Here is a 14,257-nt window from a genome sequence, read left to right on the forward strand (position 1 = left end):
TCTCATCGCTGACGGCTCTTCGGGTCAAGGGCGTCACGCACGGCGTCGCCCAGCATGATGAAGCTCAACACCGTAAGGGAGAGCGCGGCGGCCGGGTAAAGCATGATCTGGGGATGCGTCCGGATGGAAGTCTGTGCTGCGGAGATATCGTGCCCCCACGACATGACCCCCTCGGGCAACCCAATCCCCAGGAACGAAAGGGTGGCTTCCGCCACGATGAATACGCCGAGTTCCAAGGTGGCAAGGACAATCACGGGTGCCAGAGCGTTCGGAAGTACGTGCTTCACCAGCGTTCCGAACTTCGAGACACCCAGCGCACGGGCTGCTGTCACGAAGTCGGCGTTACGCACCTCGATGACAGCGCCACGGGTGATACGGGCCATTTGCGGCCAAGCAAGCAGCGAGATGACAAAGACCACGGTCCAAACGCTCTTGTTTTCCCTGAACATGGGCAACTGTGTGATGACAAGCGCCCCGAGGATCAATGGCAATGCGAAAAAGATATCACCAAGGCGCGCGAGGAGGGTGTCCAGCCAACCGCCATAAAAGCCGGCGAGGGCACCGAACGTCACCCCGATGATGAGGACGCAGAGGACGGAAAGGATACCTACCGAAAGTGAAGCCTGCGTGCCGTGGATGACCCGGGAGTAGATGTCGCAACCCTGGAACGTGAAGCCGAATGGATGCCCTGGCGCAGGTCCGCCTTCCGAGTTTGCGAGCTCGCAGCCCTCGTTCGGCGGCACCAACGAGAACAAGCCAGGGAACAGCGCTACGACGATCAGCACCAGGATAAGAAAAGCCGAGATGATGAACAGCGGACGACGGCGGAGCTTGCGCCAGGCGTCTGCCCAGAGGCTGAGCGGGGCCTGGTCAGTCTTGACGGCGTCCGTCGCCTGCAGCGGTGTCTCGTCGATGGGGGCCACAAAGTGGCTGTTGTTACTGGTCATAGCGGATCCTCGGGTCAAGCCAGGCGTACAGGAGATCGACAAGCAGGTTGGCCACCACGAACACCAGCACCAGCACGCTGACGATGGAGACGATCGTTGGGCCCTCAGTGCGAAGGACAGCCTGGTAAAGCTTGTTGCCTACGCCGGGAACGTTGAAGATGCCCTCTGTAACAATGGCGCCGCCCATCAGGCCGCCAAGGTTGGCGCCCAGGTAGGTCACCACCGGGATCAGCGAGTTGCGCAGGATGTGCGCGAGGACCACCCGGGGCCGGGAAAGGCCCTTGGCGGTGGCTGTCCGGACGAAGTCAGCATTCATGCCCTCGCTGACCGACGCACGGGTCAGGCGGAGGACATAGGCGAACGAGACGAGTCCCAGGACGACTGCCGGTAACAGCAGATTTCCCCAGTCAGCATTGGCGCCCACTGTGGGTTTGGCCCAGCCGAGCTGGACGCCGAAGACGAGCTGGAAAACGAAGCCCAAAACAAACGTGGGGACCGCGATGACAACAAGGGAAGCCACCAGGACCGTGGAGTCGAACCAGCCGCCGCGGCGGAGCCCGGCGAAGACACCGAACGCCACCCCGAAGACGGCCTGAATAATCAGCGCCTCGACCGCGAGCATGGCCGTCACGGGGAAGACCCTGGCCAACGTAGCCGCGATTGGCTGTCCCGTGAAGTCATTACCCAGGTTGAAGGTGAAAAGGTTCTTGAGGAAAAGGCCGTACTGGACCCAGAACGGCTGGTCCAGGTTGTACTGGCTGCGCAGGGTGTCGATGACTGACTGCGGGGGCTGACGATCACCGAAGAGCGCCGCGATGGGGTCGCCTGGCAGGGCGAACACCATGTAATAGACGAGCAGCGTGGTGCCGAGGAATACAGGGATCACCTGCAGGAGTCGGCGAAGAATAAACCGGACCACAGGATTACCTGCCTTCCGGTAAGGGGGAGAACGAGTTCATTGGTGCCTTCCTGCCGTTGCAAGCGAATGGGGGCCCGGCAGTAACCGGACCCCCAGTGCGCCTCACAGCAAGTTAGATCTGGGACTACTTTGCCGTGATGTTGTAGTAGAGAATTTCGCCGTTCCAGCCGGTCTCAGCCTTCACGACGTTGTTGCTCCACACAATCGCCTTGGCATAGTCCCAAAGCGGCAGACCCGGAAGATCCTGGAACAGGATCTCCTGTGCCTGGTTGAACTTGGCGTTTGCCTCGTCCGTGCCCTTGGCGGCCAGGCCCTCCTTGAGCAGCTTGTCGAACTCGGGGTTCGTATACTTCTCGTAGTTGGAGGAAGCGCCCGTGGCCCAGACCGGTCCCAGGAAGTTGTACAGCGACGGGTAGTCGCCCTGCCAGCCCGCCCGGGTCAGGCCGGGCAGCTGCTGGGATTTGCGGAGGTTCAGGACTTCAGCGAACTTGGCGAAGGGCTGGATTTCAGCCTGAATGCCGAGGTTGTTCTTGAAGCCGTTGGCCACGGCGTCGATCCATTCCTTATGGCCACCGTCGGTGTTGGAGGCGATCTGGAGCGGCTTGGAGTTGTCGTACGGCTGGATCTTCTCAGCCTGTGTCCACAGGTCCTTGGCCTTGGCGGCGTCGAACTTCAGGACTTCGCTGCCCTTAAGACCTTCCTTGAAGCCATCGATAACCGGCGGAACAAAGGCCTTGGCCGGTGTACGGGTGCCGCTGAAGACCACTTTCGTGATTTCTTCACGGTTAATGGCATAGGACAGGGCCTGACGGCGGAGCTTTCCGGCTTCACCCTGGAAGTTCGGGTTGTAGCCCGGAATGTTCAGAGTAGCGTTGGTCGCAACGGGCTTGGTGGCGTTGCGGTCCGGGAAGTCATTGACGTAGGTCTTTGTGGCGTTGGACGGCAGAACATCGGTGATATCAAGGTTATCGGCCTGCAGATCCGTGTACGCGGGGCCCGGGTCGGTATAGAACTTGAAGGTGATGCCACCGTTTTTGGCCTCACGGGGGCCCTTGTAGTCAGCGTTCTTGACCAGGGCGATGGACTGGTCATGGACCCAGGCTCCCTGCTTTTCGAACTTGTAGGGTCCGTTGCCCACAGGGTTTTCGCCGAAGGCCTTGGGGTCAGCCAGCGCGGCGGACGGAAGCGGGTAGAAGGCGGAGTAACCGAGGCGCAGGGACCAGTCGGCTTCAGGCTGGGTGAGCTTGACCGTGATGGTGGAATCATCGGTTGCTGCCAGTCCGGACATGGTGTCAGCCTTGGGAGCGGGCGTGGTGGTGGTCTTACCGTCCGCGGACTTCTCGGTGGTTACGGCTGAGACATCCTCATAGCCGGCTATGGACTCGAAGAAGAAGCTGTTGTTCTGCAGGTTCTTGGAGTTGGCCGCAAAGTTCCAGGAGTCGACGAAGGTCTTGGCCGTGATGGCTTCACCATTAGTGAACTTCTGGCCCTGCTTGACCTTGATGGTCCAGTTCTGGGCGTCGGAGGAGTCTATGGACTCGGCCAGCGAGTTCACTGCTTTGCCGTCGGCATCATACGTGCGGAGGCCTTCGAAAAGCAGGTTGATGACACGGCCGCCATTGGTTTCATTTGTGTTCGCCGGCAGCAACGGGTTTTGCGGTTCGCTGTTGTAGGCGGTGATGACCTTGTTCGGGTCGCCAGCAGCGTTGCTGGACCCGTTGGTGCTGCCGCCGCCGCCGGCGCCGCACCCTGTCAGGGCAAGCGCGGTGATGGCCACGATGCCCAGTGCTTTGGAAGTGCGCGTAAAACGCATTCCGCCTCCTATGAGTTGTGGGAGAGAGATATAGGGGAATCTTGTGCTTCCCCGCAGGCCGGACGCAGCTCACCGCTGTGACGAAACCTACATAATACGAGTTAGCCTAACTGCACGAAGTCCAGATACTGGTACTCCGTTGCCAAAACGTGACCGGCGCAGTGAAATGCCCCAAGCCACAGCAATTAGTTAGGCACGTCACATGCTACTCGCCGGTAGGCCGGACGGCGAATCGGCAGGCTCAAGGGTCCGCAAGGGCCGGAAGACCCTGCCGGAAGCCGGCTCGATCAGGCCAGCCGCCAGTCCCCTACGTTCCACCAGACGCCGAGGGGGCCGGGACTGGTCTTGATGCCGGCCAGGCGTGAATTGAAGGCGGTTGCGCCCAGGGTCTGGTACAGCGGCAGGCCGTACGCGTCCTCCCACACATGCTTGTCGATGTCGGCCAGGAGCTCATCCTGCTTGCCCAGGTCCGTTGTCGCGGCCAGTTGCTCCATGACCTTGTCCGCGTCGCCGTCGGAATATCCCGTGAAATTGCTGCCTGCCCCGGTCCGGAAGATCTGCGGCACCCGGCTGACGCCGGCCTCCGTGCCGATCCATCCTGACAAGGCGGCGTCGTAGCCGCCGCGGCTGAGCGCGGCCGCCCAGTCGGCACTTCCCTGCCCGCCGTCGGACACGCGGAAGCCGGCCAGGGCAGCAGAGTCACGGATCAGGGCAAACGCCTTGGCGCGGTTGGGATTGTCCCGGTTGTAAAGGATCCGGATGGTGGGGGTTGCACCCTTCAGGAGCCTCTTTGCGGCGTCTACGTCCACCTTGGCGTAGTTCGACGAGCCGTTGTTCTTCACCGTTTCGTCGTATTTCGGCTGTCCCGGCAGGAAGACGTGGGAGTCCAGCGGCTTGCTGTCCGGGACCTGGCTTCCCACCACTGCGTCCACAATTGCCTGCCGTGGAACCGTCTTGAGGAACGCTTCCCGGACGTCCTTGTTGGCGAAGGGCCCGGCGAAGTTGAGGTCCAGGTGGTCGTAGCCGGACTGCTTGTACCGTTCCACGGTGATGCCCTGCCCGGACAGTCCCGTGAGCAGGTCGTCCGTGGCGGCTGACGGCTGGGGCGAGATGATGTCCGCCTGGCCATTGCGCAGGGCATCGACGGCGGCGGGCACTGCCCCGGTGAACCTGACATTAATCTCGTCCAGCCAGGGTTCCGTACCCCAGACATAGTCCCGGTTCCGGACAAGCTTCATGGAAACTTCCGGCACGATGTCGCGGACAATGTAGGGGCCGCTGGACAGATAGATCGCCGGATCGTCGGGAATGGATTTTGCATCGAACCCGGTGTTCCAGAAGTCGCTGACTTTCTTGAGTTCAGGGTTTGATGCAGGCTTTTCCGGGTTGCCGCGAGGGGTGTCCCTAAGGAGTTGGACCAGGTCTTCCTCATCGTTCAGGCCGCTCTTGGCGGCAACGACGTGGGCCGGGAGTCCGACGTCGAATGCCACTTCCCAGTCTGCGTACGGTGCGGCGTACTCAATGGTGATGGACCGGCCGTCGGACCCGATTTCGGGAAACAGGGTGCCCGCCAGCCCGGTGGTGTCAGAGGCTACCGAGAAGTACTTGGTTCCCGTGCCTGCGGCTTGATCAAGGTCGTCGAAATAGCCCGACCCCGCGGCCCAGCTCAACAGGAGGTCGGCCGCGCCGATCTGTGCACCATCCGACCACTTGACGCCCTCGTTGGCCGTGTACCTCACCTTGAGCGGCTCGTCTGAGACCTTCTCGAAGTGCCCGAACTTGTCGTTACGCACCACCTTGGAGCTGTCATCGAGGTAGAAGAAGCCCGAATGGGTGATGGCACCGATTTTCGAATTGATGTCGGTGTTGCCGTTGGCGCTGTAAGGGTTGAACGAGGAAAAGGCGTTGACCTCTGCCACTGTCACGCTGCCGCCGCGCTTTGCCTCCCCCACCACAACGGACGGGGCACTGGTCCCCGAGCACCCCGACAGGACCAGGGCAGCCACCACCGCGGCGATGAGCAATTGCATCAGACGCCGGACCGGCATGCCGCCTCCTTGTGTTTTCCCTCCCAGGAGGGGACTGGGTCGCCACAATCACGCCCTACGGATTCAGGATAAGCCGTCCGGGCGGTCAGACGTTGAAGCGGAACTCCACCACGTCGCCGTCGGCCATGACGTATTCCTTGCCTTCGATGCGGACCTTGCCGCGGGACTTTGCCTCAGCCATGGAGCCGGCGTCCACGAGGTCCTCGAAGGAGACAACCTCGGCCTTGATGAAACCGCGCTGGAAGTCGGAGTGGATGACGCCGGCGGCCTGCGGTGCCGTGTCCCCCTGCCGGATGGTCCAGGCACGTGCTTCCTTGGGTCCGGCGGTGAGGTAGGTCTGAAGCCCCAGGGTGTGGAAGCCCACGCGGGCCAGCTGGTCCAGGCCGGATTCGTCCTGGCCGTTCATTTCCAGCATCTCACGCGCTTCTTCCTCGTCCAGTTCAACGAGGTCCGCTTCGAGCTTTGCGTCCAGGAAGATGCAGTCCGCCGGCGCAACCATGGCGCGCAGTTCCTCCTGCTTTTCCGGGCTGCCCAGGATGCCTTCGTCGGCATTGAAGACGTAGATGAAGGGCTTGGCCGTCAACAGGCCCAGTTCCTTGAGGTGCTCCATCTCCAGCTTGTCGCTCTTGATCGAGGAGTAAATGGTGTCACCGCGTTCCAGCACTGCCTGCGCGGCCTTGACGGCGGCAAGCTCGGCAGCCTCCCGCTTCTTGATCTTCACTTCCTTTTCGATCCGCGGAATGGCCTTTTCGATGGTCTGCAGGTCGGCGAGGATCAGCTCGGTGTTGATGGTTTCCATGTCCGAGCTGGGATCCACCTTGCCGTCGACGTGCACCACGTCGGGGTCGTCGAAGACCCGGACAACCTGGGCAATGGCCTCTGCCTCGCGGATGTTGGCCAGGAACTGGTTGCCCAGTCCCTCCCCCTCGGACGCGCCTTTGACGATGCCTGCGATGTCGACGAAGGACACGGCGGCAGGCAGGACGCGCTGCGAGCCGAAGATCCCGGCGAGCTTCTGGAGCCTGGGGTCCGGGAGGTTCACGACTCCGACGTTGGGTTCAATGGTGGCGAACGGGTAGTTCGCGGCCAGGACCTGGTTGCGGGTAAGCGCGTTGAAGAGGGTTGATTTGCCGACGTTGGGCAGTCCGACGATGCCAATAGTAAGAGCCACGAGCATTGATTCTACCCGCCGGGCCCCGGGAGGCAGTACCGGCGGATGTCATTGCCTGTGATTGTCAGAGGCCCGTGCAACAGTGAAGCCATGGATGCTTTTGCCTTGATTCTGGCCCTTCTCATGCTGCTGCTCGGTGCGCTTGCCGGTGCCGCGGCCATTTATTTCTCCCTGCGCCGGAATTCGCATGCCTTGGAGGCCGACTTTGACCAGGTGTCGTCCCGTCTTTCGGAGGTCACGGCGCAGCTGGCAGCGGCCGACGCCGAGCGGCGGCTTTTGGCGGTACAGAACCGTGAACTGGGCGAGGCCAGGACGCAGGACGGGAACGTCCTTCGTGCCTTGGCTCCGGTGGCGGAGAAGCTGTCCGCGGTGCAGCAGCAGGTGGCCCTGCTGGAGCGGGACCGGGTGGAACAGTACGGCCAGCTGGCACAGCAGCTGCAGGAGGCAAGGCTGTCCGATGAACAGCTCATCCGGTCCACGCACGCCCTGGAATCGGCCCTGCGTTCCAACAGCGCCAGGGGGCAGTGGGGCGAGGTGCAGCTGCGGCGTGTAGTGGAGGCGGCGGGCATGCTTCGGCATGTGGACTTTGTGGAGCAGGTGCACAGCGCCGGCCACGAGTCGGCTGTCCGCCCCGACCTTGTGGTGCAGTTGCCGGGCGACAAGCAGCTGGTGGTGGACGCCAAAGTCCCGTTGTCCTCCTACCTTGAGGCGCAGGAACTGGGGGCGGTGGATTCGCGCCCGGGCCAGTCGTCCGGGCTGCAGTCGGCCAACGACGGGCGGAACCGGCAGGCCCTGCTGGCAGCGCACGCCAAGGCCCTGAGGGCGCACGTCGATGCACTCGGCACCAAGAAGTATTGGGACATCCCGGGGAACTCCCCGGAACTCGTGGTTTGCTTCATCCCGGCCGAGTCCATCCTGGCGGCGGCCCTGACGGCTGACGCCGGGCTGCTGGACCACGCGTTGTCCCGAAACGTTGTCCTCGCGTCCCCCAGCACCTTGCTGGCCGTGCTGAAGTCCGTGGCGTTCACGTGGCGCCAGGACGTCCTGACGGACAGTGCACGCGAGCTGTTCGAGCTCGCGCGGCAGCTGTACGACCGGATGGGCACCCTGGGCGAAAACGTGAGCAAACTGGGCTCATCCCTGAAGTCGTCGGTGGACCGCTACAACGCGATGGTGGGCACCCTGGAAGCCCGGGTCCTCCCCACGGCGCGGAAGCTCAACTCCCTCGAGGAGACCGGTTTGGTGACACCTCCGGTGGTGGAGGTGACCCCCCGCGCGCTGGTGGCGCCCGAACTTCAGGGCGACGAGGAAGCGGCCTGACAAGGGCCCGCGGATCCAGGACGGGCCGGGCAGTTGTTTAACTGCCCGGCCCGTCCTTTTACTTCCGATGATGCCGGCTGCCGCCTGCAGCCGGCGTTTTGTCAGCTGCGGGGCCTGCGCCCGCCCAGCGCGCGGCTGACGTCGCCGGCCTGCTTCAGGGTGGCGCGGAGTTCCTTGGGCAGCGAGAACAGGAGGTCCTCTTCTGCGGTGACCACTTCCTCCACCGCCCCGTAGCCGTAGTCGGCCAGAAGCCTCAGGACGTCCTGCACCAGTACCTCCGGAACGGAAGCCCCGGACGTGACGCCCACAGTGGCGACGCCCTCGAACCAGGCTTCGTCAACCTCGTTGGCGAAGTCCACCCGGTAGGATGCCTTGGCACCGTACTCGAGTGCCACCTCCACCAGCCGGACGGAGTTCGATGAGTTGGCCGAGCCGACCACGATCACCAGGTCCGCCTTGGGCGCAATCTTCTTGATGGCCACCTGGCGGTTGGTGGTGGCGTAGCAGATGTCGTCGCTGGGCGGGTCCTGCAGGGTGGGGAACCGCTCCTTGAGCAGCCGGACGGTCTCCATGGTCTCGTCCACGCTCAGCGTGGTCTGGGACAGCCAGATGACCTTCTCGGGGTCGCGGACAATCACCTTATCCACTTCATGGGGTCCGTTGATGATCTGGATGTGCTCCGGCGCTTCACCGGAGGTACCTTCCACTTCCTCGTGCCCGTCATGGCCGATCAGGAGGATGTCGAAGTCGTCTTTGGCGAAGCGGACGGCTTCCTTGTGCACCTTGGTAACCAGCGGGCAGGTTGCATCGATGGTGCGCAGGCCGCGGTTTTCGGCAGATTCGACCACTGCCGGGGACACTCCGTGGGCAGAGAAGATCACCAGTGCACCTTCGGGCACTTCGTCCGTCTCGTCGACGAAGATGGCGCCCTTTTCCTCCAGGGAGCTGACCACGTGGACGTTGTGGACGATCTGCTTGCGCACATAAACGGGCGGCCCGTAGTGTTCGAGCGCCTTTTCGACGGCGATCACTGCCCGGTCAACGCCTGCGCAGTAGCCGCGGGGAGCAGCCAGCAGCACCTTCTTGGCGCCGTTCACGGGGGCCGCTGCTGCTACGTCCTCAGGCGAGCGGCGCCTGCGTGGAATGGTTGGCATCGAGAGGGATACAGCCGAGGTGGTCATCCCTCCATGCTACCGGCTGGTCCGCGCCCGTTTCCGGGATGCGAACAAGGTCACAACGGCTGCTGCCACCAGGACGCCGCCTGTTACCGCGGCCGTAGTGATCCACGTTTGGAAATCGGTGCCTGCCGCGGCCAGGAACTCGTCACGGAACATGTTGGCCACACCGTTGCCGGTGTCTGTGGCCTGGGCGCGGGAGGTGCCCAGCTGTGAGCCCAGCCCCCACAGCCCGGCGAGGGCCAGGCCCCCAAGTCCGGCGGCCAGCAGCACTGTCCAGCGGCGGCGGGCCGCCACCAGGGCCAGCAGGAACGCCACGGCTGAACCGATGGCCAAAATGTAGCCCATGGGCGCATATGTCGCCAGCCGCTCGGTCCACTCCTTTTGTGCCGGCTGGCCCACGTTGATCAGCGTTTGCTCCGGCGGATCCAGCGGGAGCCGGGTGGTGCGCGAAATCTCCTCCGACCCCAGGGCAACCAACGGGGCGACGTCGAGGGTCAGCGAGGATGCCGAGGCGCCATCCTGTGTACCGGCAGGGTCAGCGAAGCTGAGGCGGTGGCTCTTGCGGAGTGTCTCCTCCCAGGCCGCCGGATACCCGGGCAGCCCGGTCAGCGACTCCGCTGCCTTCTCGAGCATCGGCTGGACCAGCCCGGATAGGAAACCGGGAACAGATCCGGTATCGATCGTTCCCACCGCCGCGGCGGCCAGCTTCCGCTGGAACTCTGAGTCCTTGCCGAGCGGTGCTGCAAGACGGACAAAACCATCTTCCTGGACCACGTTCCGGTCCACCCAGATGGCGGGAACGGCAACGGCGGCCAGGAGAATGCCCAGCACGGTGGCGATGGCAGAAACAAAAGTGCGCACAGCAGGTCCTTCGGGGTTGGGGGCCTTACCCATCCTAGGCAGGGTCGAAGGGCCATCCATGTCAGTCCCCGGTGCTAGACCTTTTGGATAAGGTTGATTGACCGCCAACAACAGATGAAGGACCGCATGCCCGCAGCACCAGCCTCCCAACGGCGTCCGCATGTCTGACCAGGCCTCCCTTCCGGGTGCAGCACCTACTACCCTGCCGGCCACTGCAGCGGAGACAAGCCCGGATAACCCCTGGCCGCTGCAGCTGCTGTCGCAGAAGCTTAAGGCCCATATCGACCGCACCCCGTCCGCATGGGTCGAAGGCCAGGTCATCGAGCTGAACCGCCGCGGCACCAACGCCTACCTCACGCTTCGCGACGTGGATGCGGAGGTCTCCCTTCCGGCGTCCGTCTGGACCAAGGTGCTGGAACGGCAAAACCTTCCGCTGGAGCGCGGGTTGCGGGTGGTGGCCCTGCTGAAACCTGAATTCTGGCTGAAGACGGGCCGGCTCAACATGCTGGTGCGGGACATCCGGCCTGTGGGCCTGGGCGACCTGCTGGCCAGGATTGAGCGGCTGCGCCAGGCACTGGCTGCTGAGGGCCTGTTTGCCGAGTCCAGGAAGAAACCCCTTCCCCTGCTGCCGCACCGGATCGGCCTCATCACGGGCCGCGACTCGGACGCAAAGAAGGACATCCTGCGGAACGCGGCCCTGCGCTGGCCTGCGGTGGAATTCGAGATCCGCGAGGTTGCCGTCCAGGGGAATACCGCGGTGGCCCAGGTGGTCCGCGCCCTGCGTGAACTGGATGCCCGGCCCGAGGTGGACGTCATTGTCATCGCCCGCGGCGGCGGGGCGCTGGAAGACCTGCTGCCCTTCAACAGCGAGGACTTGATCCGGGCCGTGGCTGCTGCCGCCACCCCGGTGGTGAGTGCCATCGGGCATGAGGCAGACCGCCCGCTGCTGGATGACGTTGCCGACCTTCGGGCCTCCACCCCCACTGATGCCGCCAAGCGGATCGTTCCCGAAGTCTCCGAAGAACTTGCGGGTGTGCGCCAGGCGCGGGAGCAGTTGCGGCGGTGCATGGAGCGGCTGGTGGACCGGGAGTCGGACCGGCTGGCGGCACTGCACTCCCGCCCGGTCATGGCCGCGCCGGAGGGCATGGTCTCAGTCCGGGCAGAGGAGATCGAGCGGCTGCTGCGGCGCTCCTCCGCTGCAGTGAGTTCCACGGTGGTGCGGGCGGCCGACCAGCTTGAGCACCTGAAGGCCCAGGTCCGGGCCCTCTCACCGCAGAAGACCCTCGACCGGGGATACGCCGTCGTCGAACTGGCAGGCGACCAGGCCGCCCGGATTGCCCAGGCGGGCCACGCTGTTGTCCGCCGTCCCGCCGAAGCGCCATCTGGCGCGGCCCTGTCCATCCGTGTGGCGGAGGGCCGCTTCGGCGCAACATCAACCGGCGCAACATCCACCGGGGCGCACCCAGGAAACCCAGACCACCAGCAGGAATTGGAAGAGAAGGCATGAGCGAACAGAAACCAGAGCCGGATGTCGCAGCGCTGAGCTATGAGGAGGCGCGGGAGCAGCTCATCGCTGTGGTGGGCAGGCTGGAGGCAGGAGGGGCAAGCCTGGAGGAGTCCCTGGCCCTGTGGGAACGCGGCGAGGCGCTGGCCGCACGCTGCGAGGAGTGGCTGGAAGGCGCGCGCAAGCGGCTGGCAGCGGCCCGGGATCAGCCACTCTAACCACCGGAAAGAACTGGAACCGGCAGCACCCAGGCCAGGGGCTGTCAGGAACGTGCCACCAGCTCCCGCTCGGCGGCGACGTCGAACTCGGCTTTGGGCCACTCCAGCAACATGTCTGACAAGGCACCGAGCAGTAACTGCTGGACGGCAATCCGGGCAAACCACTTCTTGTTCGCCGGAACAACGTGCCACGGCGCATTCGGCGTACTCGTTTCGTCGATGGCCGCCTGGTACGCGGCCATATAGTCCTCCCAGTGGGCCCGCTCGTCCAGATCACCCCGGCTGTACTTCCAGTGCTTGGAGGGATCATCCAGCCGGGCCAGCAGCCTTTCCTTCTGCTCCGCACCACTGATGTGGAGCATTACCTTAATGACCTTCGTCCCCGAGTCCGACAGCCGGGCCTCGAACTCATTGATGGCCACATAGCGTCGCTTGATCTCGTCCGGGCTGGCCCAGCCGTGGACGCGGTGGATCAGGACGTCCTCATAGTGGGAGCGGTCGAACACGCCCACCATTCCGGCGGCCGGTACTTCCTTTTCGATCCGCCACAGGAAGTCGTAGGACTTTTCCTCGTCGGTGGGGGCCTTGAACGCCTTGAACTGGACGCCCTGGGGGTTCATGGCGGCCATGACGTGGTTGACGATGCCGCCCTTGCCGGCGGTGTCCATTGCCTGCAGGATCAGCAGGATCCGTTTGGTGCCGCCAAACCGTGATTCGGCGAAGAGCTTTTCCTGCAGTTGGGACAGTTCGTCGTCCATCTCCGTCAGCAGCAGCCGGCCGTCGGCCTTATTGCCGCTGTACCCGGGTGTTGAGGCGGGGTCCACCGCGGCAAGGGAGAACCCCTTCCCTACCCGAAGGGTTTCGGCAGGATGCTGGTCAAAGCCGACGATGCGGGCCATGGAAGTCCTTTCCGCAGGTTGCAACGGACCGGCGGGCCCGTGAGCACAGGCTAGTTCCCCTGGTACCTGCTTAGGAAGTCCCCCATTCGGCCGATGGCCTCTTCAATGTCCTTGACGTTGGGCAGCGTTACCATGCGGAAGTGGTCCGGACGCACCCAGTTGAAGGCACGGCCGTGCGAGACCAGGATCTTCTGTTCCCTGAGGAGGTCGAGGACAAATTTTTCGTCGTCCCGGATGTGGTAGACCTCCGGGTCAAGCCTGGGAAAGAGGTACAGGGCTCCCCTGGCCTGCTGGGTGCTGACGCCGGGAATGGCGTTCAGCATGTCGTACGCCTTGTTGCGCTGCTCAAGGAGCCGGCCGCCGGGGAGGATCAGGTCGTTGATGCTCTGGTAACCACCCAGCGCCGTCTGGATGGCGTGCTGGGCCGGGACATTGGCGCACAGGCGCATGTTGGCGAGAAGGTTGATGCCCTCCAGGTAGTCCGCAGCGTCCTTCTTGGGCCCGGAAATGGCCATCCATCCTGCCCGGTAACCGCAGACGCGGTACGCCTTGGACAGCCCGCTGAAGGTCAGGCACAGGACATCGTCGCCGGTCAGCTTGGCGAGATTCACAAGTACGGCGTCCTCGTACAGGATTTTTTCGTAGATTTCGTCGGCGAAGATCACCAGGCCGTGCTTTTCGGCCAAGGCAACAATGCGTTTCAGCGTCTCTTCAGGGTAGACGGCGCCTGTGGGGTTGTTCGGGTTGATGACCACGATGCCCTTGGTGCGGGGCGTGATCTTTGCTTCCAGGTCATCGAGGTCGGGCTGCCAGCCGGATTCCTCGTCGCAGAGGTAATGCACCGGCTTGCCGCTGGCCAGCGCCACCGACGCCGTCCACAACGGGTAGTCCGGGGTGGGGATGAGGACTTCGTCGCCGTCGTCCAGAAGGGCCATGAGGGACATGGTGATGAGCTCGCTGACGCCGTTGCCCAGGTAGATGTCATCGACGTGGATGTTCTGGATGCCGCGGGTCTGGTAGTACTGCGAGACGGCGGTGCGCGCGGAGAAGATGCCGCGGGAATCGCTGTAGCCCTGGGCGTGCGGCAGGTGCCGGATCATGTCCACCAGGATGGCGTCCGGCGCTTCGAAGCCAAACGGGGCGGGGTTTCCGATGTTCAGTTTGAGGATCCGGTGGCCCTCCGCCTCCATCTGCTGGGCGGCCTGCAGGATGGGTCCACGGATGTCATAGAGGACGTTGTTGAGCTTCGTGGACTGCCTGAATTCTGCCATCCCTCAAATATGCCACAGGAAGGATGGACGGCAGTTGAGACGTCTGCCACATGGACGACGGCGGCTGCCGGGCCTTTGCAGGTCCGGCAGCCGCCGTCGTCATCACCA

12 protein-coding genes are annotated in these 14,257 nt (G+C 63.7%); 3 read left to right on the forward strand and 9 right to left on the reverse strand.

Annotation, left to right across the window (positions count from 1 at the left end; genetic code table 11):
* Positions 1 to 2 precede the first annotated feature (2 nt).
* The 5 genes from FBY36_RS02000 to ychF form a co-directional block, all read right to left on the reverse strand.
* Positions 3 to 947: an ABC transporter permease gene (locus FBY36_RS02000; RefSeq protein ID WP_142117097.1), complete on the reverse strand. Its 945-nt coding sequence runs from the start codon at positions 945 to 947 to the stop codon at positions 3 to 5.
* A complete protein-coding gene (locus FBY36_RS02005) occupies positions 937 to 1,866 on the reverse strand; it encodes an ABC transporter permease (RefSeq protein WP_142117098.1) in 930 nt (309 codons plus the stop codon). The genes FBY36_RS02000 and FBY36_RS02005 overlap by 11 nt, the downstream gene beginning before the upstream one ends.
* A 124-nt stretch (positions 1,867 to 1,990) precedes the next feature.
* The gene (locus FBY36_RS02010) at positions 1,991 to 3,679 is read right to left on the reverse strand and encodes a peptide ABC transporter substrate-binding protein (protein ID WP_142117099.1); all 1,689 of its coding nucleotides are present in this window, start codon (positions 3,677 to 3,679) and stop codon (positions 1,991 to 1,993) included.
* A 287-nt stretch (positions 3,680 to 3,966) separates the two neighbouring features.
* A complete protein-coding gene (locus FBY36_RS02015) occupies positions 3,967 to 5,727 on the reverse strand; it encodes an ABC transporter family substrate-binding protein (protein WP_142117100.1) in 1,761 nt (586 codons plus the stop codon).
* An 85-nt stretch (positions 5,728 to 5,812) separates the two neighbouring features.
* Complete coding sequence (gene ychF, locus FBY36_RS02020; protein WP_142117101.1) at positions 5,813 to 6,898, reverse strand: redox-regulated ATPase YchF; 1,086 nt, start codon at positions 6,896 to 6,898, stop codon at positions 5,813 to 5,815.
* 90 nt (positions 6,899 to 6,988) lie between these two features.
* On the opposite strand from ychF, the gene FBY36_RS02025 reads away from it, so the two are divergent.
* A complete protein-coding gene (locus FBY36_RS02025; RefSeq protein WP_142117102.1) occupies positions 6,989 to 8,218 on the forward strand; it encodes a DNA recombination protein RmuC in 1,230 nt (409 codons plus the stop codon).
* Between the two features lie 101 nt (positions 8,219 to 8,319).
* Here the strand turns inward: FBY36_RS02025 and FBY36_RS02030 are convergent, their stop codons facing one another.
* The gene (locus FBY36_RS02030; protein ID WP_142117103.1) at positions 8,320 to 9,399 is read right to left on the reverse strand and encodes a 4-hydroxy-3-methylbut-2-enyl diphosphate reductase; all 1,080 of its coding nucleotides are present in this window, start codon (positions 9,397 to 9,399) and stop codon (positions 8,320 to 8,322) included.
* 9 nt (positions 9,400 to 9,408) lie between these two features.
* Positions 9,409 to 10,257, reverse strand: coding sequence for a hypothetical protein (locus tag FBY36_RS02035; RefSeq protein ID WP_142117104.1), 849 nt, complete (start codon positions 10,255 to 10,257; stop codon positions 9,409 to 9,411).
* Between the two features lie 160 nt (positions 10,258 to 10,417).
* On the opposite strand from FBY36_RS02035, the gene xseA reads away from it, so the two are divergent.
* Complete coding sequence (gene xseA / locus FBY36_RS02040; RefSeq protein WP_142117105.1) at positions 10,418 to 11,764, forward strand: exodeoxyribonuclease VII large subunit; 1,347 nt, start codon at positions 10,418 to 10,420, stop codon at positions 11,762 to 11,764.
* Entirely contained in the window at positions 11,761 to 11,979 is a 219-nt protein-coding gene (locus FBY36_RS02045) for an exodeoxyribonuclease VII small subunit (RefSeq protein WP_142117106.1), read from the forward strand. The genes xseA and FBY36_RS02045 overlap by 4 nt, the downstream gene beginning before the upstream one ends.
* Before the next feature lie 44 nt (positions 11,980 to 12,023).
* Here FBY36_RS02045 and FBY36_RS02050 read toward each other — a convergent pair whose 3' ends face one another.
* Both FBY36_RS02050 and FBY36_RS02055 read right to left on the reverse strand, forming a co-directional pair.
* Complete coding sequence (locus tag FBY36_RS02050) at positions 12,024 to 12,878, reverse strand: polyphosphate kinase 2 family protein (RefSeq protein ID WP_142117107.1); 855 nt, start codon at positions 12,876 to 12,878, stop codon at positions 12,024 to 12,026.
* A gap of 50 nt (positions 12,879 to 12,928) precedes the next feature.
* Positions 12,929 to 14,149, reverse strand: a complete 1,221-nt coding sequence (locus tag FBY36_RS02055) for a pyridoxal phosphate-dependent aminotransferase (protein ID WP_142117108.1) — start codon at positions 14,147 to 14,149, stop codon at positions 12,929 to 12,931.
* Positions 14,150 to 14,257 lie beyond the last annotated feature (108 nt).

This window comes from Arthrobacter sp. SLBN-122 (assembly GCF_006715165.1).
Lineage (GTDB): Bacteria > Actinomycetota > Actinomycetes > Actinomycetales > Micrococcaceae > Arthrobacter.

Coding starts and splice junctions, on each gene's coding strand:
- FBY36_RS02000 (WP_142117097.1), bottom strand. CDS start 947: ATGACCAGTAACAACAGCCACTTTGTGGCCCCCATCGACGAGACACCG.
- FBY36_RS02010 (WP_142117099.1), bottom strand. CDS start 3,679: ATGCGTTTTACGCGCACTTCCAAAGCACTGGGCATCGTGGCCATCACC.
- FBY36_RS02015 (WP_142117100.1), bottom strand. CDS start 5,727: ATGCCGGTCCGGCGTCTGATGCAATTGCTCATCGCCGCGGTGGTGGCT.
- FBY36_RS02025 (WP_142117102.1), top strand. CDS start 6,989: ATGGATGCTTTTGCCTTGATTCTGGCCCTTCTCATGCTGCTGCTCGGT.
- FBY36_RS02030 (WP_142117103.1), bottom strand. CDS start 9,399: ATGACCACCTCGGCTGTATCCCTCTCGATGCCAACCATTCCACGCAGG.
- xseA (WP_142117105.1), top strand. CDS start 10,418: ATGTCTGACCAGGCCTCCCTTCCGGGTGCAGCACCTACTACCCTGCCG.
- FBY36_RS02045 (WP_142117106.1), top strand. CDS start 11,761: ATGAGCGAACAGAAACCAGAGCCGGATGTCGCAGCGCTGAGCTATGAG.
- FBY36_RS02050 (WP_142117107.1), bottom strand. CDS start 12,878: ATGGCCCGCATCGTCGGCTTTGACCAGCATCCTGCCGAAACCCTTCGG.
- FBY36_RS02055 (WP_142117108.1), bottom strand. CDS start 14,149: ATGGCAGAATTCAGGCAGTCCACGAAGCTCAACAACGTCCTCTATGAC.